The organism is Streptomyces krungchingensis (assembly GCF_054729265.1).
The window spans coordinates 352,411-376,098 of the sequence record NZ_JBPUKY010000001.1 but is presented as its reverse complement, the minus strand read 5'-3'; the positions used below and the strand labels follow the sequence as shown (position 1 = coordinate 376,098).

Below are 23,688 nucleotides of genomic sequence, written 5' to 3'. Positions count from 1 at the left end.
CGGGCGCAGGGCCGGGCTCCGGCCCTGCGCGCCGACGGCCGTCACCGCTCAGATAGTGATGACGAGCTTGCCTCGGGGGTGTCCCGTCTCCAAGTGACGTACGGCGTCCACGGCTTCGGACAGCGGATAGGTGCGGTCGACGACCGGTTCGACGGCGCCGGCCTCGGCGAGACCGGTGAGCGTCAGCAGGTCCTGTCGCCGGGTGATCGCGATCACCGGGCGCAGCTTCTGCCGGACGAAGACGGACAGCACCAGACCCCGCACCCATCGGTCGGTGCCGCCGAACACGGGGCCGGCGTTCTCACCGCCGACGAAGACCACGGTGCCGCGCGGCGCCAGCACACGGCGCAGCCGGGAGAGCGAGCGGTTGCCGGCGGCGTCCAGGACGAAGTCGTAGCGGGTGGGCCGGTCGGTGATGTCCTCCTGCGTGTAGTCGATGACGTCGTCGGCCCCGAGGGAGCGGACAAGACCCACTCCGGCGGTCCCGCAGACGCCGGTGACCCGCGCCCCGTAATGAACGGCGAGTTGCACGGCGTACGTGCCGACGCCGCCCGAGGCGCCGATCACCAGGACTTCCCTGCCGGGACCCGGACGCGCCATCTCCAGCCCCTGGAGGGCGGTCACGGCGGAGACCGGGAAGGCGGCGGCCTGCTCGAACGAGAGGCTCGTCGGCTTCGGGGCGAGCTGCTCGGCTTTTCCGCACGCGTACTCGGCGAAGGAGCCGTCGCACTGGCCGAAGACCTCGTCGCCCGGCTTCAGCGAGGTCACGCCCGCTCCGACCGCCTCGACGACCCCCGCGGCGTCCCAGCCGCGCACACGACGGGCGGGCCGCCGCAGACCGATCTGCGGATTCAGACGGGCGAAGTAGGGCCGTCCGGTCATCAGGTGCCACACGCTCGGGTCGACGCCCGCGGCGTGCACACGCACGAGCACCTCGTCCTCGCGGGGGACCGGCGGATCGATGTCCCGCAGCTGCAACTGGTCGACGGAACCGTAGGCGTCCTGGACGATGGCCTTCATCTGGGCTCCCTCACCGAGGCCGTGTCGGGGGTGCTCTCCTCCGGATGGTCTCCACGGATCGCTCCGTACGCCAGAGTCCGGCGCGTGACCGGTCGGGAACCAGTCAGAGTGTCCAGCAGGACGGCCACCAACTGGCCCTCCAGAAAATGCTGTTCCGTCGGTCCGGTCGTTCGCGCGGTCCGAGGCGGTCTCGGCGTCGCGGCCGGAGACGCGGACGAGGCGCCGATGGCTGGAGCCTCCGGCAGGGTGCCTCCCCGCGAGGGACTCCCGGCTTCGTGCCCTTGCCGAACGGCACGTACGCCGGTGATCCCAAAACCCTTGCATCACCCACAGAACAAGGCAGACTTGGGCCTCGTGACGGGCCGGGACGAACTTCAGCAGGGACGCCGGTACAACGCGTCGGCAGACGAGGACGACGACCGGCCACGGCGCGGCCCGGTACTGCTCATGACCCTCCTGGTCCCGGCCGTGGGAGCCGCAGGCGGACAGGTGGGTGCACTGATCCGGGCGGCGGAGCCCGCCGGCGGCGCGATCCTCCTGGCCTCGGCCGCCGCGGCATTCCTGATCGCCTTCGCCGGTCTGTCGCTCGGAACCATCTGGACCATCAACACGGTCGGCAACCTGATCGACAACTACCGCGACCGTCGCGAGCGGCACTCCGGCGACACCTGGTAGCCGATCTCCGTCGGCACGGGCGGTGCACGAAGCCGGTGTCGAGCCGGTGTCCACCGGTTCCGCCGCCGCGCGCCGCGGCGGACGTGGGTCCTGGCACTACCCCCCAGGGTTTACCGTCTACCGCGTCAGTTGCACCGGCATGTCAATCAGCCACGGGACGACAGCCACCGCATCGCAGCCATGACTTCTCTCTCGGAGATCGCGTCCGCGCCGTGCCCGACCACCGGTGCTCTTCGAGTGCCGTACCTGCCCGGGTCGGCCGTACCGCGAGCGTTACGACTGTTCCTGAACGAGCGGCCTGACCACGGCAGTCCTGAGCCCGCGACGACCGAGTGTGACGAGCGCCACTTTCGCGACGTACAACCAAAACGCTGATCTCTGATCGTTACGCCAAGGGACCCTAACGAGCTGGCAAAGCCTGCTGGACATGGGCTTTGATGTCGGCGCGGCGCGACCGGCATCTGGACGCGCCCATGGACACATGAGGTGGGAACGAACGTGAAGTCAGCTCTGGGACGCGTCCTGGTCGGTATCGGTGTGACGGCGGCGCTCGGCGCGACGGCCGCATGCGGTGGGCAGGGCTCCGACGAGAAGGACAGTGGCTCCAAGAAGCCTGCGGCGAAGGCCACGCCCGCCGCGCAGGAGGGTCTGAAGCCGCTCACCGAGGCGCAGTTGACGAAGGCTGCGATCACGAAGGCGGACGTGAAGGGCTACCGCGTCGGCAACACCCCCGACGACGAGATCCCGGAGGTGAGCGTGCCCGCGAAGCCCGCCACCTGCCAGGCCATCGCGGACATGTTCCTGCTCGGCACCGAGCCCGACGCCACGGCTCGTGTGTCCCGTTCGCTGACCAGCCTGACGCAGACCGACGGCACGCTGCTGCGCATGGGCTTGCTCGCGCAGAAGGAGGCCGACGCCAAGAAGGTGGTGGCCGACCTGCGAACGCAGAGCAAGGAGTGCAACTCCTACGAGCACACCGACTACCAGTACACCGGCGTCAAGCCTCTCAAGGACCCCGGCCTCGGCGACGAGTCGGTGTCGTACACGATGACCAGTGACATCGAGGGCGAGAAGTTCCCGGTCACCTACTCCGTCGTCCGCAGCGGCTCGACCCTGGTCGTCTTCTACGCGATGAACGCCTTGGGCGGAAAGGCGCCCGAGGTGCCTGCCGCTGTCATGCAGGCGCAGGTCACCAAGCTGGAGAAGACCGTCTGACACGACGGTCCGGCGTGAACGAAGGGCCCCGCAGGAAGAGTCGGCGGGGCCCTTCGCCGTGGTTCTCGTCGGCGACGCCTACGAGACTGCCCGCTGCCCGCCGGCCGGCACCCCATCGCGCCCGGCTCGGAGCAGTCGTCACCGAGACGTACGGCGTGACGAGTCACGGCCGTGACCTCTGTGCCGGGACCGTCGAGCTGTCCTCCTCGTCTCAAGGGGTTCTGGCCTCAAGACACCGCCTGCGCAGCGGATGTGACGGCATGTGAGACAGCGCACCCGGCCACCGCTAGAAGCGCCCGTCGGCGAACACCCCGTCCGGGTCGAGGGCCTCGCCGAGGCGCCGGTGCAGGGCGCTGCGCTGGGCCTGGAGGGGATGGTCGACGTCCGGACGGTACGGGTGGTACCCCTCGGCGCCGAAATCCGTGTGCAGTCGGTCGAGGGTGCGATGGGCGTCACGGACCGCGTCGGGTTGCTCGGGCTCGAAGCCCAGTGTGACGACGTGGTCGACGGTGTCGCCGTCGAGGATGTTCATGGTGACGCCCGGTGCCTCGGTGCGGCCTTGGAGGGAGTCCCGGATCAGTTCCGCGGCGCGTTGCACGGCCCGTCCGTCGAACGGGACGATCGGCAGGAACATCAGCAGGCCGCGGGCGGAGTCCAGGCAGCGGGCGCAGTGACCGGTCTTGCGGAGGAAGAGGGTGTCGTCCGGATCCGGCAGTCCCGCGTAAGCGCGGTGCACGTGCTCGTCGGCGGCCTCGTCCGGGGCCTGTGCGAAGGGCGAACCGGGCACACCGGCTCGTTCAAGGACGAGCCGGCTTCGGAGGCCGACCACTTCGGCGTCCCCCGTGAGACAGATGTGCGCGAGACAGCGGTTCTGGACCCCGTAGGCCCGGGCCGCGCGAGGGTTGTAGATCTTGGTGGTGGCAGGGATCAGGCCCTGGGAGGTCCAGGCGCGCAACGTGTCCACGGCAGCGGCGAGTTCCCCCTCCGGAAACACCAGGGGCAGCACGCGGACGGTCTCCGGCCGCGGGAGCAGGCGTACGACGGCCGCGGTGACGACGGCCAGAGTGGACTGCGTGAAGACGTGGTTGAGGGAAGGGCCGCGGCCGTGTGGCTGGACCACGGCGCAGCCGCCGTCCTGTGGCCACCAGCCGGTGCGTACGAACGTGCCGTCCGCGAGGACGAGTTCCAGTCCCGCGAGATCGTCCGCACGGATGCGGTGCAGGCCGACGCCGCGTTCCAGGATGTTGCCGATGACGCTGGTGTGCTGGGAGGCTCCGGTGAGGTTCAGCATGCGGGCCGAGCCGGCGACGGATTGTGCCAATCGCCCCTGGGTGACACCGGGTTCGACGACGGCGTAGCCCCGAGCGGTGTCCAGGGCCCGGACCCGGTCGAGCCCGGAGAGGTCCAGGACGGTGGCGCCGTCCTGGACCGGACTTCCCGAGCCCAGACCCCAGTTGCGTCCCGTGCTCACGGTGTGGAGAGGCGTGCGCGAACCCGCCGCGGCATGTGCCGCGGCGTCCCGCACCAGGCCGGCCACCTCGTCGGGTGTACGCGGGCGGAGTACTGAGGCCACCTGGCGCCTTCGGAAGCGCCCCGACTCAAGCCACCGGCCGTTCCCGTCGCCGGTCGCGCCGGTCGCGCCGGTCGCGCCGGTCGCGCCGGTCGCGCCGGTGTCGCCGGTCCGCCGCTCCGGCGCCCCCTCGCGTCCGGTACCCCCGCACCGTCCGCAGCCCTCCCGTCTCGCACCGGATGTGCCGGTGGGCGACAGGGGCAAGGCCGTTTCCACGGCGGCATGGGACGACCGTGAGGTGTTCAACGTGTTCTCTCCTGGATGACATGCACGATGGAGGACGCAAGGTGGTGGCGCCTTGGGCGCCGGAGCCCGGGGTGCCGGGACCCGCGGGCCCGAGCCCGGGTCGCCGGAACCTGCGGGCCCGAGCCCGGGTCGCCGGAACCTGCGGGCCCGAGCCCGGGCCGCCGGAGCGATTCTGCGGTCAGTCCCTTCCGGCGGGGCTGAGGTAGCCGAGCCGCTGCCGGGCCAGACGGCCGGCGGCCTCGACGCCGCTCTCCGGCGGCACCGCACCTGACGCCTGGCCGGTCTGGGCCATCAGCAGACTCGGTTCGTGAGACCCGCCGAACCGGTCGCACACCCAGATGTGCGCGTCGTACAGATGCTGCATCGCGGCGTGCACGGCGGCGACGGAGGCCGGGGCCAGCCGGTCGAAGACGCCGTCGCGTTTCGACTGCCTCATGCAGCTGACGAGCGCGTGGTGGTCGCGGGTCTGGAGCCCGCTGAATCCGGCGTTGACCGTCGGCGGGGTCATGGTGTCGCGGACGGGCCCGTACAGCTCGGGCGGGAAGTCCGCGGCGTAGCGCATGGACACCGCGGTGCTGCGACAGAGCCAGCCGAAGCCGCGGACCGCTTCCTGCTCGCGGGGTGTCTCGGCGGCCTGGCCGAGTTCCTGCAAGCCGGTGATCAGCAGTTGCAGCATGACGAAGAAGCGCTGGTGTCCGACGAGCCACCGCTCCTGGGCCGCGGCATCCGGGTCGGCGGGCTGCCACACCACATGCTTGGTGGCCGGGGGGAGCGTGCGCGTGAGGTACGGAGTGACACCCAGCAGCAGGTTGTCGGGGTCCTCGTCGAGCGTGCTGCCGTTGCGGGCGAGGTCGGCTCGGACCAGGAGGTCGCTCACGAGCAGTGCGTCGGCGAGGAGCCCGGCGCTGTCGCCATGGGCCCGTTCGACGGCGAAGAACCGGTCATGTACGCAGCTGCCGGCAGGCGGCTCGGCCTCGACCGGCCGGCCTCTCTCCGCATGGATGTCGGTCCAGGCCAGCAGCTCGGTCCGGGCGGCTGCGGCAGAAGAGTCGGCTCCCATGGCCAGGGCGTAGCGAGCGCCTAGGTCATCCTGCCGACGGGCCAGTCGGTCGCCGACACACCCGACTGCCGAGGGCAGTTCAGTGGGCAGCGGCAGGACCAGCGCGGTGCGGCTACTGAAGCCCGCAACGTTTGTCACACGAATCTCCTCAACGAACAAACAGGTTACTCTTTGTGCTTGCATCATTACTTTAAGTCCTAAACGGGAGTGCTCCGGACACCCGTTGACGATGTACAGGAGTTGCACGATGTCTCGAACGATCGCGACGCCGATGGAGCCTTCGCTTCAAGAACCGAACACGACAGGTCCCGCTGCCGCACCGACCGATCCCACACCGACACCTGTCGCGCTGATGGAACTCACCACCGGTTTCTGGCGCTTCAAGGTGCTGGCCGCCGCTGTCGACCTGGATCTGTTCTCGGTCCTGTCCCGCCTCGGTACGGCCGACGCGAAACACCTCACCGCCGAACTGGGCCTGCACCCGCGGCCGGCCCGGATGCTGCTGGCCTGCTGCACGGCGCTCGGCCTGCTGGTCCGCGAGGACGGCGAGTACCGCAACGCACCGATCGCGGAGGCGTTCCTGGTCGCGAGCCGTCCGCACTACTTCGGCGGCTTCGTGCAGTACTCGGACCGGCACGGCTATCCGGGCTGGGGCCGGCTCCAGGAAGCGCTGCACACCAACCGGCCGACCACATGGGACCCCGACCGCCAGGAGTCGGCCTTCGTCACCACCGACCCGGAGATCCTGGCGAGCTTCTGGGAGGCGATGTTCACCCTGTCGTCGTTCACCGCCGAAGCTCTGGCGGGAGCCTACGACTTCACCGGGCACCGTCGCGTGCTGGACGTGGGCGGCGGCACCGGCGCGTTCCCCGTAGGATTCTGCCGCCGGCACCCGCATCTGCGCGCGACCGTCCTGGACCTGCCGCACATCACGGCCATGGCGCGGGAGAAGGTCGCCGGCCTCGGGATGGCCGGGACCATCGACACCTGCGACGGCGACTTCCTGCTCGAAGAGCCGCTGCCGGAGGGCCACGACGTGATCGTCCTCAGCATGATCCTGCACGACTGGGACGAGACCACCGGGCGCCGACTGCTGGAAAAGTGCTGGACGGCACTGCCCGACGGTGGTGCGGTGATCATCTGCGAACTCGTCCTCGACGACGACGAGACGGGCCCTGTCCCCGCGGCCCTCATGGGCCTCAACATGCTCATCGAGACCCGCTCCGGTCACAACTACACCTACGGCGAATACGGCCGGTGGCTCGCCGACGCGGGGTTCGCCGACACCTCGGTCCTCCCACTGAACGCGGCGGGCGCGAACGCGGCCGTCGTCGCGTACAAGCGGGGCTGAGGGCCGCGAGCCGGGGCGGGCGCTGGGGCCTGCCCCGCCCTGCTCGCGCCGCATGTCGGCCTTCTGCGAGGTGACTTACCCAGGGATCAGAAGGCGCTGGAGGCCTCTTGTGGCCTTGGTGAACAGAACGAGCAGATCGCGCCGCTGCGTGCCCCCTTCGGAAGTGCGCTTGGCGCTCTTCTGTGGTGTGCCGGACCGCGAAGTCCGGAGGGGGCTTGGATGGGTCAGCTCAGTACGAGGTCTGTGGTGACGGATTCCCATAGCGAGTCGAACCATTGCCGGGACTGCGCGACGAAGGCGGTGTCGTCGCTGGTGCTGTCAGTGCCGAACAGGCGGACCAAGCCCATCGGGTTGGCGTCGAAGAGGTCGATCTGTCGGCCTTCGAAGTCCTGGGTGCGGCGGTGGATCGTGTAGTAGGAGAAGAGCGCTTCGGTGTGGTTTACGAGGTAGAGCTTGGCCATGGGTGTGAACGGTAGTGCTCGGAAGGTGATGCGGGTCTCGATGTCGTGGGTGTCCCGGAGTGACATCAGCGCGCCGCGCAGGGTCTGACCGTAGGCGTTGCGTTGCGCGAGCCACCGTTGATGCAGGGTGTCGTCCCCGTCGTAGGTGACGGGACTGGGGAATGCCAGGTCGATGTCGCGGCTGGGCAGCAGAACGCGGACTGTCACGCTCACTGGTCTCACGGTGCCGGTGTGGACGGCGTGGATGGGCCGGGCCATGGCGATCGACAGGGCCTGACCGCTGAGGCATACGGCATCGATGGCCACGTCGTCTTCAGCGAACGCGGCGGTCAGCAGCTCGCCCAGCGCGGCGATGGCCGAGCCGTGCGCCGCCGGCGGCACCGTCGGCGCGGCGCGGGCCGGGTTGTGGCCGGCAGCATCCAGCAAGCGCCGCCAGTGGGCGGGCGAGGGTGGGGCTTGTGCGGCCCACGTGCACAGTTGGGTGACGACCTTCAGCAGGTCTGTCGCGTCTCGGGGGAGATGGTTGCCGCGCAGCCAGTCGCTGAGAGTGGCGACCGGAACCCCTGTTGCGCGGCTGGTCCGAGCGAGGGTGAGACGGGAGCCTGCTTGCGCCAGCCGTGTCTGTGCCTGCTGCCAGAGGCTGTTCAGCTCGACCAGTAATTCCGGGGGCGGGCTGCGGAACTCGGATGCGGGCACGGGCCTCAACTGCCCTCCTCACGACGCCTGTCGGAAATTCCGACCCGGAAGGCATTGTAGGTCCGTATCTGACGACTTTTCCGATGTCCTTCGACATCCATACCGTTGCCCGGCTTCCCTGCGCATCAATGTCTGGTACGGGCCGTGCGAGTCAGGCGGCCGACCTACAGGGATCGGAGGGTTGGATGGCTCGGCGTTCGACCACACGACGGCTCGCCCGGGCCGCACTGTTCGCCACCGTGCGCGGTGCGGCGGCGGCTCTGGGATCCGGGGCGGTCGCTGCCGCAGCGTGGTGGGTCCAGTCCCGGTGACCCGCGTGGGTGCACCGCGCCCCCAGTGCGCACGGCCGACTGATGCGCAGACGGCCCGTTCACTGAAGAGGGAAGGAGGACGGTGCTGAGTGAGAGCCGCCGTCTTCTCCCTAGATGATCATTTCCAAGGGATGCCTGCAGAGGGTGTGGGGCGGGCAGCGGCCGAAGCCACCGCGCCACGGCAGGCGCGGGCTGCCGACCCTGGTTGTCGAGGTGGCAGCGGGCGGTCAGGCGTCAGGGTCGACTTCGGGGTGCGTGAACCGCACGGGCTTGCCCAGCGACCGGGCGTAGACGATTTCGGCGCGGGTGCTGTCTCCGATGTAGTCGCCGACCACGAGCACCTCATCAGCGAGCCGGATCTTCGCCCGGTGCAGATCGTCGAGTCGAACCTTCAGCGCCTCGGCCTCGACAGGATCGGACCAGAGTTCGTGCGGCGACTTCATGTCACAGCCCGGTTTGACGACGATCCTTCCGGCTTTGGTCTCCCGCAGATCGGCCTCGTTCATCTCGGTCATGAAGCGGGTGGAGCCGCAGATCACGACGATACGCGGGAGGCTCAACAGCTTCTTCGCGTCGGCGAGCTTCTCCTCGGGAGTGAGCAGTTGCGGGTCTGACACTGGTTCCTCCTGGTGGTGTCGTCCAAGGGGTGCCTGCGGAGACGAGAACGAGGGTGTCTGAGATCGTTTTGTGACGAACGACGTGGACACCCTCGCGACAGCACTCTATGTGACGACCGACGACATGTTGAAGGAGCATCCCGACCCGGCGCCGTGGCGCTCGTCGGTCGGCATTACGCCCCGCCTGAGCGATGGTTTCCAACCCGAACTGTCCCAGCATGGAGTCCAGTTGCTGCGGGCTGCCCGAAAAGGTGAACGGGAATGGCCTGGCGCAGCCCTGTTCAAGCCGCTGCGACAGGTCATCGAATCGATCAACGAGACCTTCAAGTGACAGCTTGACCTCGAACGGCACCGAGGGCGCACACCCGGAGGTGTCACAGCCCGCGTCATGCAACGCATCCTCGCGCTGACCGTCGCGATCTGGCACAACGCCGCCGCCGGACAAGCCGTCCTACGCTCACTGATCGCCTACGATCACTGACCCCTTGGACCAGATCATCTGGCGAACTGCCCCTGATGCCGGACACGGACGACAAGTTTGCCGGTGGCGCGGTCGTGTTCCATGTCGTCGTGGGCCTGCGGGACCTGCTCCAGGCCGTCGTAGACACGGTCGACGGGGAAGGCCAGTCGACCGGCTGCGACCGCGTCGAGAATCTCCTGGAAGGTCTTGCGGGGCAGGTCGGTGGCGTCGCCGAAGTAGCCCGAGAGGCGCACCCCCTTGGGCAGGTATTCGTTGGGGGAGAAGTCCCGTACCGTCCACTGGTTGGAGAGGCTCCCGCCGAAGCACCCGGTGCCGTGCACGCGCACCGCGTGCAGGGTGTCGGGCAGGGTGGGTGTGCCGACGAGATCGAGGGCGGCGTCGACGCCGTGCGGGTACAGCTCGCGCACGGCGGGTGCGACTTCTCCGGTGTCGAGCAGGGGATGGTCGACACCGTGCTCCTTCAGCAGGGCGAGGCGGTCGGCGCGGCGGGTGGTGGAGAGCACCGTGGCGCCGCGCCATGCGGCCAGCGCGGCGGCGGCCAGACCGACCGACGAGGTGCCGCCTCGTATCAGCACGGACTGCCCGGGCTGCAGGTCCAGGCCGATGGCCAGCGAGCCGTAGGCGGTCTGCACCATCTCCGGCAGCGCGCCGAGCGCCTCCCAGGGCAGGTCGGTGTCGACAGGGATGACCTGGGACAGCGGCACCGACGTGTACTCGGCATACCCGCCGTCGTAGGTGCGCCCCATGTCCCCCATCATCGCGACGACCTTCTGCCCGCGGGCCAGCCCGCTGCCGGCCGGGGCCGCGTCGACCGTACCGGCGGCCTCGATACCCGGCACCCGGGGAAAGCTGACACCGACGCTCACCCCCAGTCGGAGCTTCAGTTCGGAGCGGTTGAGGCCGAACGCCTCGACGCGGATGCGTACCCAGCCCTCCCTCTCCGGTGGAAGCGGGAGGGTGGTCAGCCGCAGGTTCTCGATGGGGCCCGGGGCAGTGAGCCGTACTGCGCGCATCGTGGTCGGTGAGGACGTCATGGGTCTGCCTGCTTCCCGAGGGGAGGAGAGCGGTCGGCGGTGGTCAACAAGCGGACGGCACGGCTTCATTCCCGACTCGCCCCGGTCTTCTGCCTGTTGGGGGACAAGCCGGTCCGTCTGTGCCGATCGCGCCTGGTGCTCTCCCTGGAGGCGACGGGCCCAGCGCAGCCGTCGCGATACATGAGCAGGGTCGGCAAGGCCTCGCGACGGGGACCGGGGGAGAGGAGGGAGAAGGGGGCGACGGTGTGGTGACGGTCCGCCCGACGAGCGTCCTGGCAAGATGGCGGCATGGAACGTGTGCTTGGAATCGGTGGGTACTTCCTGCGGGCCGCAGATCCGGCGGCGCTGAGTGCGTGGTATCGCGAATGCCTCGGTCTGGACGCCGACGAGAACGGCCTGTGGCGTCAGGAAGCCGGCATGACGGTGTTCGCGACGTTCGAGTCCGACACCGACTACTTCGGATCCCGCGCCCAGCGAACCATGCTCAACTTCCGGGTCCGCGACCTGGACGCGATGCTCGCGCAACTGCGCGCCAAGGGAGCGGACGTGGACGAGGAAACGCAGGACATGGAAGGAGTCGGCCGATTCGGCTGGGTCAATGACCCGGACGGCAATCGCATCGAGCTGTGGCAACCCGTGTAGTCGTCGGTCTTTCCGGCGCACGCCGGTGCACGCCACCGGGGCACCGTCGTCCTCGGTGAGGGAGGGCATGAAGACCCGTACCCCATCCGTGGCTGTGAGCTGTCCGGGACCTCATCCGCCGGCAGACGCCTGACCCGACCTGATAAGTTACCCACACACGCGAGCCTTCTCGGTGCGGACTGCGATCCGCCGAGGAGGCTCTTTTTCATGCCCGGGCACGCGAGTCCCGGCTGTGGTGCAAGCGCTTCAAGACTGCCGGCCCCACGAGGGGCTCGAAGTCACGTGCCCCACCACTGGTTCCCCGTCCCAGCCCGCAAGAGGAGTCCCTTTCGCATGACCCGACCAACGAACGCTGCAGCAACCGCCGGTACGTGGCGGCTCGGTGACCTGATCGTCAACCGCCTCGGGTTCGGCGCGATGCGTCTGACCGGGACCGCGCCCTTCGACAGAGGCGCGCCGCGTGACCGACAGCGGTCGATCGGCCTTCTGCGGCGGGCTGTTGAGCTGGGTGTGAACCACATCGACACCGCCGCGTTCTACTTCTCGGCGACGCGTTCCGCGAACGAGCTGATCAACCGCGCACTGGCACCGTACCCGGAGGATCTTGTCATCACGACCAAGGTCTGGCCGGGCCGCGACTCCTCGGGCGGATGGTGGTGGGCGACACCCGCACAGTTGCGTGGCCAGGTGGAGGAGAACCTACGGCAACTCGGCCGGGACCACCTAGACGTGGTCAACCTCCGCGTGCCACCGAGTCGGCGGACGGGCTCGATCAGCGATCACTTCGGTGCGCTGGCCGCACTGTGCGACGCGGGACTGATCCGGCACCTGGGCATTTCGAACGTCACGTGCGAGCAATTGGCCGAGGCCGTCACCATCGCCCCCGTCGTCTGCGTGCAGAACCCGTACGGAATCGGCGCGTCGAACGAGGATCAGGCTCTGCTGCGCCTCTGCGGCGAACTCGGGATCGCCTTCGTCCCCTTTTTCGCGATTGCCGGTTCCGGGCGCGAGGCCGGGCCGGCGGCCCAGGACAGCGACGAGGTACGCGCCGTCGCCCGCGCACACGGGGCCTCCGCCGCACAGGTCCGACTGGCCTGGACCTTGAACCAGGGACCACATGTCCTGGCCATCCCCGGGACCGGCGATCGAGACCACCTTGAGCAGAACATCGCGGCCGGCGCGCTACGGCTCTCGGAGGAGGAAATGACACTCCTCTCCCAGGTGCAGCCGAAGGCGTCTCGTAGTCCGGGGGCCGACCACGCGACACCGTCCGCCGGCTAGAGCCAGGGGGCCGGCCCGCCGGTCCGGCACGTGACCACTTCCGTGGCCATCAGGAGACGCTCGCGAGGATCTTCTCCGCGACCTTGGACGCTGCCAGCCCGCCGCCGTCTCCGTCGGCACCCGCGGTCGAGGGCAGGCCCTCGACGCGGACGGCCACGGCAACGCGACGTCCGCCGGATGTCTCCGCGTGGCCGATGAACCACGACACGGCGGAGTCACTGCCCGTGCCGGTGACCCACCCCGTCCGCCCGCTGCCTCCGAGTGCCGCGCTCAGCGCGTCGGCGGTGCCGCGGGAGATCACCTGCTCGGCGGCCGGGCCACCTGCGGCCTCGGGCCGTTGCGTGACACCCGCCTTCGTCACGTGGTCCACCAGCTGCGGGCGCACCAGCCGTCCGCCGTTGACGACCGCTGCCGCAACTCGTGCCATCGCGAGGGGAGTTGCTCGGACCTCACCGGCCCCGACCCCCGTCAGGGCAGCCTCGGCGGCCGACGTGCCGGCACCGGGGTAGCTGCTTTCGGCGACCGACAGTGGCATCTTGAGTGTGTCGTCGTCGAAGCCGAACTTCTCTGCCACGGAACGCAGTTGCGCCTGGCCGAGGTCGGCGGCCATCTTGGTGAACACGTTCGCGCAGGAGTGGCGCAGCGCCACTTTGATCGATGCGTTCACGCACTGCGGCGACGCGCCGGTCACCCGCGTCGTCGAGAGAGGGAGCACATACGTGAGAGGGCTGGTGGTGGCTTCGTCCACCGTCGAGTAGAGCCCCTCGTCCAAGGCGGCGGCCGCGACGACGATGCTGAACGTCGCTCCCGGCGCATCGGCCTGCCTGATGGCCCGGTCGAGCATCGGCGAACGGCTGTCAGCGGTGGCCGACTTCCACGCCTGCTCGTCCTTCGACCCTCGGCCACTGAACTGCGCCGGGTCGTAGGAAGGCGTACTGACGACGGCGAGAAGTTTCCCGGACTTCGCGTCGAGCGCCACCGCGGCACCCTGCTGGTCGCCCAGCGCGTCGAACGCGGCTTTCTGGACGGCGGGTTCGATGGTTGTCGCGACGTCGCCCGGGGCGGTGCCGGACGCCCCGGCGCGCAGGACGTCGTCGTAGACGGCCTCGAGCCCGGCATTGCCGTACGCCATCGACCGGTAGCCCGTGACCGACGCGTAGAGAGGGCCGTCGGTGTAGGTGCGCTGGTACGGGATCTTGGCGAGATCTGTGGGCTTCGATCCGGTGACGGCCTTTCCGCCCACGAGGATGTCGCCGAGTCCGTGTTTCGACGGTGGAGTCGGCCCCGCCGAGGACTTGCCCGCGTTGTCGGTGTGCGTGTCCTGGCTGCAGCCGCTCGTCAATGCGGCGAGTACGACGAGAGCCCCCGAGACGCGGAGCGCCCCTCTCATGGTCGAGTGCATGGCGGCATCTTAGGGAAAGCACTGACGTGATCGGCTAGTTGCGCACAATCGGTACCTTCCTGTCGCTTTTGGGTCAGGGTCTATGGAGTCCACCCTGTGTCGTGGGGACGGGGCACTGCTCGGTGGGGGCCGGCGACACGGGCAGGGTCCCCGGCGGCGTTGTCCGTGTGGTCAGCGGCCACTTTGCTGATGCCGCTCACCGACCTTGGTAACATCTGTTACCATGCGCCTATGGCGAAGACGCAACTGGGCGCGAGAGTGGACGAGGACGTCGCGGAGCTCGCGAGGAAGCGTGCCGCGGACCTGGGGTTGAGCATCGGGGACTACCTCGCCCGGCTCGTGCAGGACGACGCCAGTGGTCTGCGCACGCGTGCGGTGGACGCGGCCGCCCGCTTCCTCGCCGACCACCAGGCGGTCTTCGACGATGCCGAGGAAGCCCAGCAGGCGCCCCGTGGAGGGCGCGCGGCCTGATGGATCTGCACATCGACGTCCCCTGGATCCTCCAGGTCGCTGAGGCCGCCGGGGCAAACGACCCGGCCCCCGACGACTACGGTGTTCCCATTTCGGCGGTCGCCCGCCACCGGGCCGAGCTGTTCGAGCACTCCGTCTATGACGGTCCCTACGCGAAAGCCGCGGCCTTGGTGCACACCCTCGGCCGGTGCCGCTGGCTCGAGCGCTCCAACCTGGCCGTCGCGGCCGCGACCGGCGTCATGTACCTCGAAGCGGCCGGTATTACCGTCAAGCCCGCCCGCGAGGATGCCGTCGCCCTGAAGGACCTGCTCCTCGACCCGGCCTGCACCGCAGGGAGCATCGCCGCCCTGCTGCGGACCTGGCCCACCCCCACCTGACGCGCTGAGGGCACCTGACATCCTGAGGGTCGGCGCCGAGGCGTGATCAGTTCGGAAGCCGGCTCGATCTTGCGGCTCCGCGTCGACCCCATGGGCTGACAGGACGACCTCCGTCTGCGCCCCGTCGCGGTCGTCACCTCGCCGGATCGGCCGCCTCGTCGTCGAGGGGAATACCGAGCCGGCCGGCCACGGAGGTGAGCGCCGCGCCCAGGGGGAGCGCGACTCGGGTGACGGCGTGAGGGTCACCCCGGGTCGGGTCCCGGTTGACGATCAGCACCGGCTTTCCGGCCTGGGCAGCCTGGCGGACGAAACGGAGTCCGGACATTACCGTCAGGGAGGAGCCCAGGACCAGGACCGAGGCCGCCTCGCGGACCAGCTCGCGGCAGTGCTCGACCCGTGACGGGGGCACGGCTTCGCCGAAGAACACCACGTCCGGTTTGAGGGTGCCGCCGCAGAGCGTGCAGGGCACCACGCGGAAGTCCCCGACCTGTTCGTCGGTGAGGTCGGCGTCACCGTCCGGGTTGATCCCGGCGGCCACAGGCTCGAAGCCCGCGTTGGCTTCCTCCAGCCGCCGGGCGAGTTCGCGACGCGGGCTGAACGCGCCGCAGGAAAGGCAGACGACCCGGTCCAGACTGCCGTGGAGCTCCACGACGTGCTCGCTGCCGGCGGCCTGGTGCAGGCCGTCGACGTTCTGGGTGATCACACCCGAGAGCAGCCCGTGCCGCCCGAAAGCGGCGACGGCTCGGTGCCCGGCGTTGGGACGGGCGCGATGGAAGGTGCGCCAGCCGAGGTGGCTCCGCGCCCAGTACCGGCGCCGGGCGTGGGCGCTGGTGGTGAAGTCCTGGTAGGTCATCGGGGTGTGCCGGCTCAGGCTCCCTCCCTCGCCTCGGTAGTCGGGGATGCCCGATTCCGTGGAGAGGCCGGCACCGCTGAGCACCAGCACGCCGCCGGTGCCCAACGCCGCGGCCACCGGCTCCGGATCTGTGGTGCCCGGCGGCAGGTCCTCGGCGGGGGACCAGCTCAGGGTGGGGCGCATGCGCATGCCCTCCAGGCTACGGAACAGGCCACCGTACGCGTCGTCGGCGGTGCTCCGATCAGTGGGGGCTCGTGACGGCGGCGGGGGAACGGGCGGTCTGGCCCTCTGGTTCATGCGAAGAAACGTTCAGCGGATGTGATGCACATCACTTGTTCGAGGCCCGGACGGCACTTCGTGGCACTTCACGCGCACCGCTTGCGCCTGCCCCTGGAGCATGTTCGCCCTGCTCACGCCATGTGACTGAACGATAACCACAAGGTATGACTCTGCCTCTGCGTGTGCGAGCGATCACCTGGTGTCAAAAATTGATCGGCTGAGCGCTGCGCGTTTCGGCCCTCTGATCCGAAATGCTGCCGCCGAGGAAGCCACCGATGGCGTCCTCCAGCGCGACCAGCCCTGCTCTCAGGGCGAGTTGGTGCTGTGTAGGCAGGAAGGACATGAGGTCACGTGACCCAGAACGATCTGCTCGCGCTCCTGGCGTTGATGACTGCGCTGCGCGTCTTCCTCCCCGACCTTCGGACGGGGGTACGCCGTCTGCTGCGCGCCGGCGCACGGGTCGGCGTCAACGAGCTCCTGCAGACCCACCCGGACCGCACCACCGGCGACCCCACCGCGATCGTTCCCCGGGACACGGAGGCCTAGCAGATGACCAGCACCGAGGACAGCGACGCGCACACCCTGCCCATCTCCTGCGAGGAACTCAACGCCTTGAACGGCATCCACTTCGAGATGCCCGCGAGCCTGGACGCCTTCTACCGCCGATACAGCAGGCCCCAGGTGCGGTACGCCTCCACCATCCTGGGGAGCACGGAGGCGGCCAAAGCGGTCGTGCGCAGCCTCTACACGCACCTCGCCCTGAACTGGGCCGCGGTCCTGCTGCAGGAGGGCGGGCCCGAGGCCTACGCCTGGCGGGCACTCAAGATGCGCGTGGAGACCCACGCCCGTATGACGTACACGCCGACCGCTGACGGCCGTTCCACGACCGCGTCGACGAACGACCGGACCACCGCCGTCCACGAGGCCGTGCGCGCCACACTGTCAGCCGTACGCACGCAGATGGCTTCCCTGGACTCACCGATCGGCCTCTACACCGCCATCGCGGCCCTGCCGGAGCGCCAGTTCGACGTGATCATCCTGCAGTACGCCCTCGGCTACCCCTCCAGACACGCGGCCGAGATCATGGGTATCCACGAGGGAACGGTACGCACCCACCGACGTCTGGCCCGCCAGCGCATCGCCGCCAAGCTCGACATCGACCTGGGCGACGACGAGGAGAAGGAGTAGCCGTGCCCCGTAGCATCGACAGGATCCTCGATCAGGCGGCCGTCCCGGACACGGTCACCGACGACGAACTGGACGACCTGAAACAGGAGATCGTCCGCGACGTCACCGCCGTCCTCATGTTCGGCGCCAAGACCGCGCCCCAAGGCCACTACCCGACCCGCATGGACCGCGCCGACGCTCACCTGGAAGCCCTGTCCTGCGAACTCATACGCAGTGACGAGGCCGGCGAGCATCTCTCCCGGATCGCCGGCGACCCCATCGACACCGATGGCGCCCTGCACTTCGGCTGCCTGCTCAACCTCGCCAAGAAGCCCCAAGGAGCCCTCTGGTGGTGGCAGTACGCCGCCGGTGCGGGCAACGCCACCGCCGCCTATTGTCTGCACCTGTTCCACCTGCGCTGCGGCGAACTGCGCGACGCCGACCACTGGATGCTCCAGACCCTCAACCTCAACCTCGACGCAGGCGTCGACTTCACCCCCAGCGCCGCCTGGACGGACCACCCGTGCACGCCGCACACCAAGATCCTTCGTGAAGCGGTCGAACGCCTCAAGGTCGAGGAGGCCGAGGAGATCGGCGGCGAGTTCCATCACCCGGACCAGCGCCTGGCCGACCAGATCGAGGAACTCGCCGACGCCTGCTAGCCCTTGACGGACCGTGCATACCCCAACCGTCGAAGACCCTTCTCTGAGGCAGAAGGGGCCGGACAGTGTCCCATCCGGTGCATCCGCCGCCCGCCCGGCTGAGTCCGCGCTTCGCCGGCCGGGCAGTCGGCCAGTGCGCCGCAGCTAGTTGTCGGACCGATATTCCAGCCGGACGACGTGCGAGCCCCGTACGAGGCGTGACGGGTGGTCGGCGGGTGGCAGCGGGGCGTGGGCGGTCTCCGGGAAGGCGGTGCGGATCTCGGCGAAGAGATCACGCCAGCCGGTCCCGTGGGCCGCCGCGGCGGCGTAGAGCGCGTCGAGCGCGGCCTGGAGCGGGTCGGCGTGCGCGGCGTCGGTCAGGGCGGGCAGGGCCATGGCCTGCTGGGAGGCGTTGGGGGTGCCGTCGGGCAGCGTGACGACGGTCTCCGGGACCTGCGGGTCGGAGAAGAGGCGATTCCACATACGTTCCGCGTCGTCCAGCGGAGGGGAGAAGGTTATGCCCTGGTCCAGCTCCGCAAGCCCGCGGGCGATCCAGTCCACGCTGCTGAGACCTGCGACGTCGCAGGCACGGTGTGCGGCCCAACGGGCCATCGAGCGCTGGATGTCCGGCCCGGCCTCGTCGATCGCATGCACGAGAGCGACGTCGAGGTCCACCATCCCTGCCACATTGCCGCCGACGTTGCGCAGCCGGTCACTGGGCAGACGTCCGCCCCAGGCCTCCGTCTCGAGACGCTCCCGCAGCTGCCGGGCTTCCTGTTCCTCCTGCTCGCGAGCGAGTCGTCTGGCTGCGGCCAGCTCCTCGGGAGTGGGCGCCGGAGGAAGCCGGCTCGCGAACCGGTGCCAGTACCCGGCGGAGTCGCTGGTCTCCTTCACGATCAGGTCGCGTTCCCGCGGGCCGGGCCAGAACTGGAGCAGATACTCGTCCAGTACGGGCTCGTCCTCACTGCGTACGCCGTCGTGGGCCTCGTCCATGCCGCGGCAGTGATAGCGGACGCGATAGGTGCCTGCCGGCAGACCGAGGTCCCAGCCCTCACCACCCCACTCGATCAGCAGCGTGTCGTCCGAGGCCGTACGGAAGGACGCCTCCACGATGTCCTCCCAGCTGTCTTCGTCCGACGGCGGCTCCGCCTCGTGCAGTTCCACGGTGAGAGGAACGGATCCGGTGTGCATGCCGGTCAGCAGGAACAGGTGCCCGGGGACGGCCGCACCGCACAGTCCCGCCCGCTGCCCCATGAAGCACTCGTGGAGACCGGCTTCCGGTCCCTCGTCGGGTTCGGTACGACCGTCGACGTACATCTGGCCGTACGCGACGGAGAATTCGCCGCTGAAGAGTGTCCGCATACTCACCAGCCTGCCCGCAGGGTCTGACAGTGAGGATCTTGAGGGGCCCGGGTCTGACTCAGATGCGTGGATGCGCCGGTGCTGCGCGACCTCGTCAACTGCCGTCGCCATCGGTCAGTTCAAGAGAATCAGCGGCAGTCAGGTGCTCGATGAACGTCCGGAAGTCCGAAGTCAGCGCGGGGCTCGCGGCGGCCGGTAGGTGCTGTCGCACGGCGAAGGCGGCACTGGGCGTACAACTGTTGGGGGTCGGCAGGAGTCTAGCGACCGAAGGGCTGTTCTCCTGGAAAACACCGTCCGTTTGCCCGCGTTCCAACCGAGGTTCTCTCCATGCCGATGCCCCCGCACAACCGTCGCGCCTACCGTGCCGCTGTCGCCGCCCTCGGCGCTGCGGGTCTGATCACGCTGGCCGCGGCTCCTGCCGCCTTCGGCGATGAGGCCGCACCCGAATTGGTCATCGGAGGTGTCGAGCCGATCGACGGGGTGAAACCGGGGGGCACCTTCGACGTGCCGGTCACCGTGGCGAACAAGGGCAACGGGGCAGCCGAGAAGGTGTGGGTCTCCTACGGCGTCACCCGGGGACTCGACTTCGCGGAGGTTCCCTCCAACTGCCGAGTACAGCATGTCCGGTCCTACGACGAGATGCCCGAGAGGTGGATCGCGGCGTGCGCGTTCGACCAGGCGGTGGAGCCGGGCGTCGTCTACACGCCCGAGAAGCCAATTCGTGTCAAGGTACTGGACCGCGCGCTCAACGAAGAGCTGCTCGTGCGTGTCGGGGACGTCGATCCAGGGGTGGACGAGAACGGCTTTCCGCCAGTGGCGGGAACCGCGCCGGCGGTGAAACTGGTCGAGGGGCAGGCAGGAGGCGGGGCGACCGCGCGAGTCGTCAATGTGCCCGTCACCGCCGTCAACACGGCCGACTACCAGGTGGCGGGTGCCGCGTTGAAGGGGAGCGTCGGTGACACGGTGACGATGAAGGCGACGTTCACCAATGCCGGACCAGCCTGGGTTCAGCCCAGGCCGGGCGACCGGTCCGTCAGTGTCGTGATCACCCTTCCCGCCGGAACGTCGGTCGTCAAGCGCGGCCAGTTCTGCCGGGCCGAGGGCAAGAGGTATGTCTGCGGCATGCGGTCGCTGAATGAGGGCAGCGGAGAGACCTACACCTTCGAGTTGAAGATCGACAAACGGGTGGCGGGCGCCAAGGGCTCGGTGGCACTGAGCACCGAGCCGCGGCCGTTCGACCCCGACAAAGCCAACGACAAGGCCGACATCACGCTGGACATCACGGGTGGGGGGTCGACTGGCGGGTCGACGGGCAGCTCGTCCAATGGCTCGACCGGCTCGACCGGCTCGACCGGCGGCTCGACGGGCAGCTCGACCAATGGCTCGACCGGCGGGGCGACCAATGGCTCTGGCGGATCGGCCGGCGGGTCGTCGTCGACCGGCGGCGCCGGGACGACGACCGGCGGCGACCTGGCGGAGACCGGCTCCTCGGCGCTGGCGATCACGGGCGTCGCTGCCGCCGCGGTGGTCACGGGTGCGGGCGCGCTCCTCATCGTGCGCCGCCGCCGGGCCCAGAGCCCGAGCTGACGACCGTCCGACGCGAACGGTGGTACCCGCCCCGGGCCTCTGCTCCGAGACCTCGGCGCCGCCTTGATGGGTGGCGCCGCAGGCGGTTCCAGGGCCAATAGTCGATGGCGGACGGACCGCGGTGGCTGTTGAATGCCGGGGTGACTGACCACTGGTCCCCCGCCCACCACGCGGTCGAGCAGGAGGACGCGGAGACCCTTGCCCGGCTGCTGGCCGACGGCAGCGATCCAGATGAGGCCTTCAGCAACACGACGTTGCTGACGCATGCGATCGACATCGAGGGAGACGGTGCCCTGCAGAGCGGCCTGCCGCTGACCGTGCACACCACGGCTGTGCTCCTGGCGTTCGGAGCTGATCCGGAGCTCGCAGACCCGGACGGGCGCACTCCGATGGAAATGGCCGAACACTACGGCCACGACCTGGCGGTGAACCTGCTGCGCGCTCACATCGGCTCGCGCGCCGGATGCAACAGGCAAGGCTGCAGGAGGTGTTCGTGAATGCGACGAACCGATCGGACGTGCGCTCGCCGCAGATGGTATTCGCATCAGTCAGCTATCCCGCGCTCTGCCAGGACTGCGGTGCGGAGTCGGAGTGCCATGGTGTCCAGGCACTCGTGGACGGCCGCTTGCGGTGGGATGTCGAGGTAGCGTGCGCACTCTGCGGGTTCGCGGCCGCCATATGCGGTGGAGACCTGCCGAGCGAACTGCGGGAGCGGATACTTGCCGAGCACGGACCGGCGACCCTGCAGACAATCGGTGCCCCGACGAAGCGTGTCGTGCTCCTGCGAGTGCTCCGATCTGAGCTCGGCCTCGACCTCGTCGGCGTCAAGGCGGTGCTGGGCCGCGTGCTGAGCGACGACTACACAGGAACGCTTCCGGAGGTGGAACGTCTGGCCCGGAAGCTGCGGGCAGCCGGCATCGCGGCCGTAGCCGTGCGCCCGGGTCATGAGGCTCAGGTGTCCCGGTCTTCGCGGACCGGTGACGGCCCCGAAGGGCGGGGTGGACGGCTCGGTGATCAGGCGGACGACCCCGGCCCGAGCCACTGGTAACGGCCGCCGCACTCATGGGCGAGCCAGCGGTTGAGGCTGCTCAGGCCCCGCTCGTTGACCTGCCCGTCGTGGATGCCGTGGGCGCGTTCCGGATCGACGGAGCGGACGAAGTCGATGGCCTCGTCCGTCTTCATCCATGAACCTTGGAGGGGGACCAGCAGGATCTGGACCGGTCGGTCGGGGCGGTGGAGGGAGTCTCCAGGGTGGTAGAGGCGGTCCTCCACCAGGTAACCCAGATTCGCGCAGTCCGGGAGGTCTCCGTACACGGGCGCGTGTCTCCCGCCCTGCGCGGTCACCCGGAAGCCGGCCGCCGTGAACTCCTCGCCGGCGCCGACTCCGGTGAAGTCCAGTGACTGGATCCGGGCCGACTCGGGGGCGTAGACGGGCACGCCCAGTCCCTTCAGCCGCAACACGTCTACGTGATCGGCGTGTTCGTGGGTCACCAGGACCGCGTCGGCGCCGGCGAGTGCCTGGGGTTCGCTCCAGATGCCGGGATCGATGACCAGCGTGCCGCCGTCATGCTCCAACCGGACACAGGAGTGGGCGTACTTGGTGATCCGCACTCGCGTGAGGATAGCCCGGGACCTGGCGGGCGCCATCAGAGAATGGCCGGACACGCCAGTCGGCCTCCAGGCGGCCCGGCAGTCGGGTACCGCAGGGCCGCTCGCGAGGCCCGCGCACTGAGCACCGGCGCGCAGCCTCAGACCCTCTTGCGTGAACCTGCGCCCATCGCAGAGCCTGCGAGCGTCGCAGCGACCCCGGCCGCTCGGTTCCAGGCGGCCGCGGTGTGCGCAAGGTCAGGACATGATCGGGCGATCAGAGCTTGAAGGCGTCCTCGGTCCCTTCCTTGGCGCTCCGCATCTTCCCCCGTGCTTCGAGAGCGGCACCCTTTGCCGCGAGGGTCTCGTTGTGCACCGCGTGGGCCGCCTTCCGTACGGTCTTGCCGACGACCTGTTCGGCCTTGGCCTTGGCTTTCTGTCCGGCACTCATGTCAGCACCTCCAGGCAGGCTCACTGTGCCGCGTCCCCTTGATGCGGGAGATGAAACCGAGATGCGCCTGTCGAGGAGGACGAGGTCCCTGCCGTGCTCCCGGCAATCCTGCCGACCGGGCGCCTCGAACTGCTGAAACGCGCCCCGGTGGGTTCGCTGGAGCCACGAAGGCGACGACTCGTTCCATCCGTACCGATCAGGAGGCGTCCTCGTTCATCTTCTCCACCACGCGCTCGGAGATCTGGGCCAGCACCCGCAGTTCCGCCGGCGTGACATGGTCGAGGAACAGGGTGCGCACCGCCTCGACATGCAGTGGGGCAGCGGCCTCGATCAGGGCGCGCCCGGCGTCCGTGATCACCGCGAAGGCACCCCGCCCGTCCTCGACGCACTCTTCCCGCGTCACCAGCCCACGTGTGGCCATGCGGGTGATCTGGTGGGAGATCCGACTCTTCTCCCACTCCAACGCACGGGCAAGATCCAGAACCCGCTGCCGCCCGTCGGGTGCGTCCGTCAGCTCGACCAGCACCGCGAAGTCCGCCTCGGAGATGTTGGACTCCGTCTGCAACAAGCGCGACAGCCGGCCACGGAGCGTCGCTTGAAGGCGGACGAAGCAGCGCCACGCGTGTTGCTCCTCAGGCGTCAACCACCGCACCGTTTCTGTCATGGTCGAAGTCTAAACTAGTTGATACGTCACCTGAATGTTGCGCGGCTTCGGCGGGTGATCGTTTCGCCTCTGGGTCCTGCCCGAGCCGTCGCGACTGTGGAGGGGTGCCATGCCCCTGCCTGTTCCGGGATGGCGTCCTGCCGGATCCGTAGGTCCAGGTCTTCCCTAGTGGGGCACATCCCGCGTC

25 protein-coding genes and 1 pseudogene are annotated in these 23,688 nt (G+C 69.2%); 13 read left to right on the top strand and 13 right to left on the bottom strand.

What is annotated here, in order from left to right:
• Positions 1–48: 48 nt before the first annotated feature.
• Positions 49–1,020 (bottom strand): NAD(P)-dependent alcohol dehydrogenase, encoded by a 972-nt coding sequence (locus tag ACSYGO_RS01790; protein WP_426681267.1) that lies wholly within the window; start codon positions 1,018–1,020, stop codon positions 49–51.
• 354 nt (positions 1,021–1,374) lie between these two features.
• Between ACSYGO_RS01790 and ACSYGO_RS01785 the strand changes: the two genes are divergently transcribed.
• Together ACSYGO_RS01785 and ACSYGO_RS01780 are read left to right on the top strand one after the other, a co-directional pair.
• Positions 1,375–1,695 carry a hypothetical protein gene (locus ACSYGO_RS01785; protein WP_460385543.1) on the top strand — a complete coding sequence of 107 codons (321 nt, stop codon included), beginning with the start codon at positions 1,375–1,377 and terminating at the stop codon, positions 1,693–1,695.
• A 498-nt stretch (positions 1,696–2,193) separates the two neighbouring features.
• Positions 2,194–2,910 carry a hypothetical protein gene (locus ACSYGO_RS01780; protein ID WP_426681265.1) on the top strand — a complete coding sequence of 239 codons (717 nt, stop codon included), beginning with the start codon at positions 2,194–2,196 and terminating at the stop codon, positions 2,908–2,910.
• A gap of 286 nt (positions 2,911–3,196) precedes the next feature.
• Here ACSYGO_RS01780 and ACSYGO_RS01775 read toward each other — a convergent pair whose 3' ends face one another.
• Positions 3,197–4,483 (bottom strand): FAD-binding oxidoreductase, encoded by a 1,287-nt coding sequence (locus ACSYGO_RS01775; RefSeq protein ID WP_460385542.1) that lies wholly within the window; start codon positions 4,481–4,483, stop codon positions 3,197–3,199.
• Between the two features lie 421 nt (positions 4,484–4,904).
• Positions 4,905–5,924, bottom strand: a complete 1,020-nt coding sequence (locus tag ACSYGO_RS01770; RefSeq protein WP_460385541.1) for a hypothetical protein — start codon at positions 5,922–5,924, stop codon at positions 4,905–4,907.
• A 109-nt stretch (positions 5,925–6,033) separates the two neighbouring features.
• On the opposite strand from ACSYGO_RS01770, the gene ACSYGO_RS01765 reads away from it, so the two are divergent.
• The gene (locus ACSYGO_RS01765) at positions 6,034–7,137 is read left to right on the top strand and encodes a methyltransferase (RefSeq protein ID WP_460385540.1); all 1,104 of its coding nucleotides are present in this window, start codon (positions 6,034–6,036) and stop codon (positions 7,135–7,137) included.
• Positions 7,138–7,361: 224 nt separating this feature from the next.
• Here the strand turns inward: ACSYGO_RS01765 and ACSYGO_RS01760 are convergent, their stop codons facing one another.
• Both ACSYGO_RS01760 and ACSYGO_RS01755 read right to left on the bottom strand, forming a co-directional pair.
• Positions 7,362–8,294 carry a GntR family transcriptional regulator gene (locus ACSYGO_RS01760; protein ID WP_460385539.1) on the bottom strand — a complete coding sequence of 311 codons (933 nt, stop codon included), beginning with the start codon at positions 8,292–8,294 and terminating at the stop codon, positions 7,362–7,364.
• A 538-nt stretch (positions 8,295–8,832) separates the two neighbouring features.
• Positions 8,833–9,222, bottom strand: coding sequence for a hypothetical protein (locus tag ACSYGO_RS01755; RefSeq protein WP_426679442.1), 390 nt, complete (start codon positions 9,220–9,222; stop codon positions 8,833–8,835).
• A gap of 226 nt (positions 9,223–9,448) precedes the next feature.
• Between ACSYGO_RS01755 and ACSYGO_RS01750 the strand changes: the two are divergent.
• Positions 9,449–9,703, top strand: a pseudogene (locus tag ACSYGO_RS01750) (IS982 family transposase); the annotation flags it as partial.
• A 14-nt stretch (positions 9,704–9,717) separates the two neighbouring features.
• Here the strand turns inward: ACSYGO_RS01750 and ACSYGO_RS01745 are convergent.
• Positions 9,718–10,737, bottom strand: a complete 1,020-nt coding sequence (locus tag ACSYGO_RS01745; protein ID WP_460385538.1) for a zinc-binding dehydrogenase — start codon at positions 10,735–10,737, stop codon at positions 9,718–9,720.
• A 288-nt stretch (positions 10,738–11,025) separates the two neighbouring features.
• On the opposite strand from ACSYGO_RS01745, the gene ACSYGO_RS01740 reads away from it, so the two are divergent.
• Together ACSYGO_RS01740 and ACSYGO_RS01735 are read left to right on the top strand one after the other, a co-directional pair.
• Positions 11,026–11,379 (top strand): VOC family protein, encoded by a 354-nt coding sequence (locus ACSYGO_RS01740; RefSeq protein WP_460385537.1) that lies wholly within the window; start codon positions 11,026–11,028, stop codon positions 11,377–11,379.
• Between the two features lie 333 nt (positions 11,380–11,712).
• Positions 11,713–12,660 (top strand): aldo/keto reductase, encoded by a 948-nt coding sequence (locus tag ACSYGO_RS01735; protein ID WP_460389661.1) that lies wholly within the window; start codon positions 11,713–11,715, stop codon positions 12,658–12,660.
• A 49-nt stretch (positions 12,661–12,709) separates the two neighbouring features.
• Here ACSYGO_RS01735 and ACSYGO_RS01730 read toward each other — a convergent pair whose 3' ends face one another.
• A complete protein-coding gene (locus tag ACSYGO_RS01730; RefSeq protein WP_460385536.1) occupies positions 12,710–14,062 on the bottom strand; it encodes a penicillin-binding transpeptidase domain-containing protein in 1,353 nt (450 codons plus the stop codon).
• A gap of 231 nt (positions 14,063–14,293) precedes the next feature.
• Between ACSYGO_RS01730 and ACSYGO_RS01725 the strand changes: the two genes are divergently transcribed.
• Both ACSYGO_RS01725 and ACSYGO_RS01720 read left to right on the top strand, forming a co-directional pair.
• Positions 14,294–14,533: a hypothetical protein gene (locus ACSYGO_RS01725; RefSeq protein WP_345651437.1), complete on the top strand. Its 240-nt coding sequence runs from the start codon at positions 14,294–14,296 to the stop codon at positions 14,531–14,533.
• Positions 14,533–14,910: a fic family toxin-antitoxin system, toxin component gene (locus ACSYGO_RS01720; protein WP_359498519.1), complete on the top strand. Its 378-nt coding sequence runs from the start codon at positions 14,533–14,535 to the stop codon at positions 14,908–14,910. Before ACSYGO_RS01725 ends, ACSYGO_RS01720 begins: the two co-directional genes overlap by 1 nt.
• Before the next feature lie 133 nt (positions 14,911–15,043).
• On the opposite strand, the gene ACSYGO_RS01715 is transcribed toward ACSYGO_RS01720, so the two are convergent.
• Both ACSYGO_RS01715 and ACSYGO_RS01710 read right to left on the bottom strand, forming a co-directional pair.
• The gene (locus ACSYGO_RS01715) at positions 15,044–15,952 is read right to left on the bottom strand and encodes an NAD-dependent protein deacetylase (RefSeq protein WP_432187241.1); all 909 of its coding nucleotides are present in this window, start codon (positions 15,950–15,952) and stop codon (positions 15,044–15,046) included.
• Positions 15,953–16,244: 292 nt separating this feature from the next.
• Entirely contained in the window at positions 16,245–16,385 is a 141-nt protein-coding gene (locus tag ACSYGO_RS01710; RefSeq protein ID WP_460385535.1) for a hypothetical protein, read from the bottom strand.
• An 8-nt stretch (positions 16,386–16,393) separates the two neighbouring features.
• Between ACSYGO_RS01710 and ACSYGO_RS01705 the strand changes: the two genes are divergently transcribed.
• The 3 genes from ACSYGO_RS01705 to ACSYGO_RS01695 are packed head-to-tail and all read left to right on the top strand — an operon-like array spanning position 16,394 to position 17,871.
• Positions 16,394–16,588, top strand: a complete 195-nt coding sequence (locus ACSYGO_RS01705) for a hypothetical protein (RefSeq protein ID WP_426679449.1) — start codon at positions 16,394–16,396, stop codon at positions 16,586–16,588.
• Positions 16,589–16,591: 3 nt separating this feature from the next.
• Positions 16,592–17,230 (top strand): RNA polymerase sigma factor, encoded by a 639-nt coding sequence (locus ACSYGO_RS01700; protein ID WP_426679450.1) that lies wholly within the window; start codon positions 16,592–16,594, stop codon positions 17,228–17,230.
• Positions 17,231–17,232: 2 nt separating this feature from the next.
• Entirely contained in the window at positions 17,233–17,871 is a 639-nt protein-coding gene (locus ACSYGO_RS01695) for a hypothetical protein (protein WP_426679451.1), read from the top strand.
• 144 nt (positions 17,872–18,015) lie between these two features.
• Here ACSYGO_RS01695 and ACSYGO_RS01690 read toward each other — a convergent pair whose 3' ends face one another.
• Positions 18,016–19,212, bottom strand: coding sequence for a hypothetical protein (locus ACSYGO_RS01690; RefSeq protein ID WP_460385534.1), 1,197 nt, complete (start codon positions 19,210–19,212; stop codon positions 18,016–18,018).
• A 327-nt stretch (positions 19,213–19,539) separates the two neighbouring features.
• On the opposite strand from ACSYGO_RS01690, the gene ACSYGO_RS01685 reads away from it, so the two are divergent.
• Both ACSYGO_RS01685 and ACSYGO_RS01680 read left to right on the top strand, forming a co-directional pair.
• A complete protein-coding gene (locus ACSYGO_RS01685; RefSeq protein ID WP_460385533.1) occupies positions 19,540–20,799 on the top strand; it encodes a hypothetical protein in 1,260 nt (419 codons plus the stop codon).
• 104 nt (positions 20,800–20,903) lie between these two features.
• A complete protein-coding gene (locus ACSYGO_RS01680; RefSeq protein ID WP_460385532.1) occupies positions 20,904–21,296 on the top strand; it encodes an ankyrin repeat domain-containing protein in 393 nt (130 codons plus the stop codon).
• A 517-nt stretch (positions 21,297–21,813) separates the two neighbouring features.
• On the opposite strand, the gene ACSYGO_RS01675 is transcribed toward ACSYGO_RS01680, so the two are convergent.
• The 3 genes from ACSYGO_RS01675 to ACSYGO_RS01665 all read right to left on the bottom strand — a co-directional run bounded on the left by ACSYGO_RS01675 (position 21,814) and on the right by ACSYGO_RS01665 (position 23,501).
• The gene (locus ACSYGO_RS01675) at positions 21,814–22,410 is read right to left on the bottom strand and encodes an MBL fold metallo-hydrolase (RefSeq protein WP_432173514.1); all 597 of its coding nucleotides are present in this window, start codon (positions 22,408–22,410) and stop codon (positions 21,814–21,816) included.
• A gap of 253 nt (positions 22,411–22,663) precedes the next feature.
• Positions 22,664–22,837 carry a hypothetical protein gene (locus tag ACSYGO_RS01670; RefSeq protein WP_432173513.1) on the bottom strand — a complete coding sequence of 58 codons (174 nt, stop codon included), beginning with the start codon at positions 22,835–22,837 and terminating at the stop codon, positions 22,664–22,666.
• 196 nt (positions 22,838–23,033) lie between these two features.
• Positions 23,034–23,501: a MarR family winged helix-turn-helix transcriptional regulator gene (locus ACSYGO_RS01665; RefSeq protein ID WP_460385531.1), complete on the bottom strand. Its 468-nt coding sequence runs from the start codon at positions 23,499–23,501 to the stop codon at positions 23,034–23,036.
• Positions 23,502–23,688 lie beyond the last annotated feature (187 nt).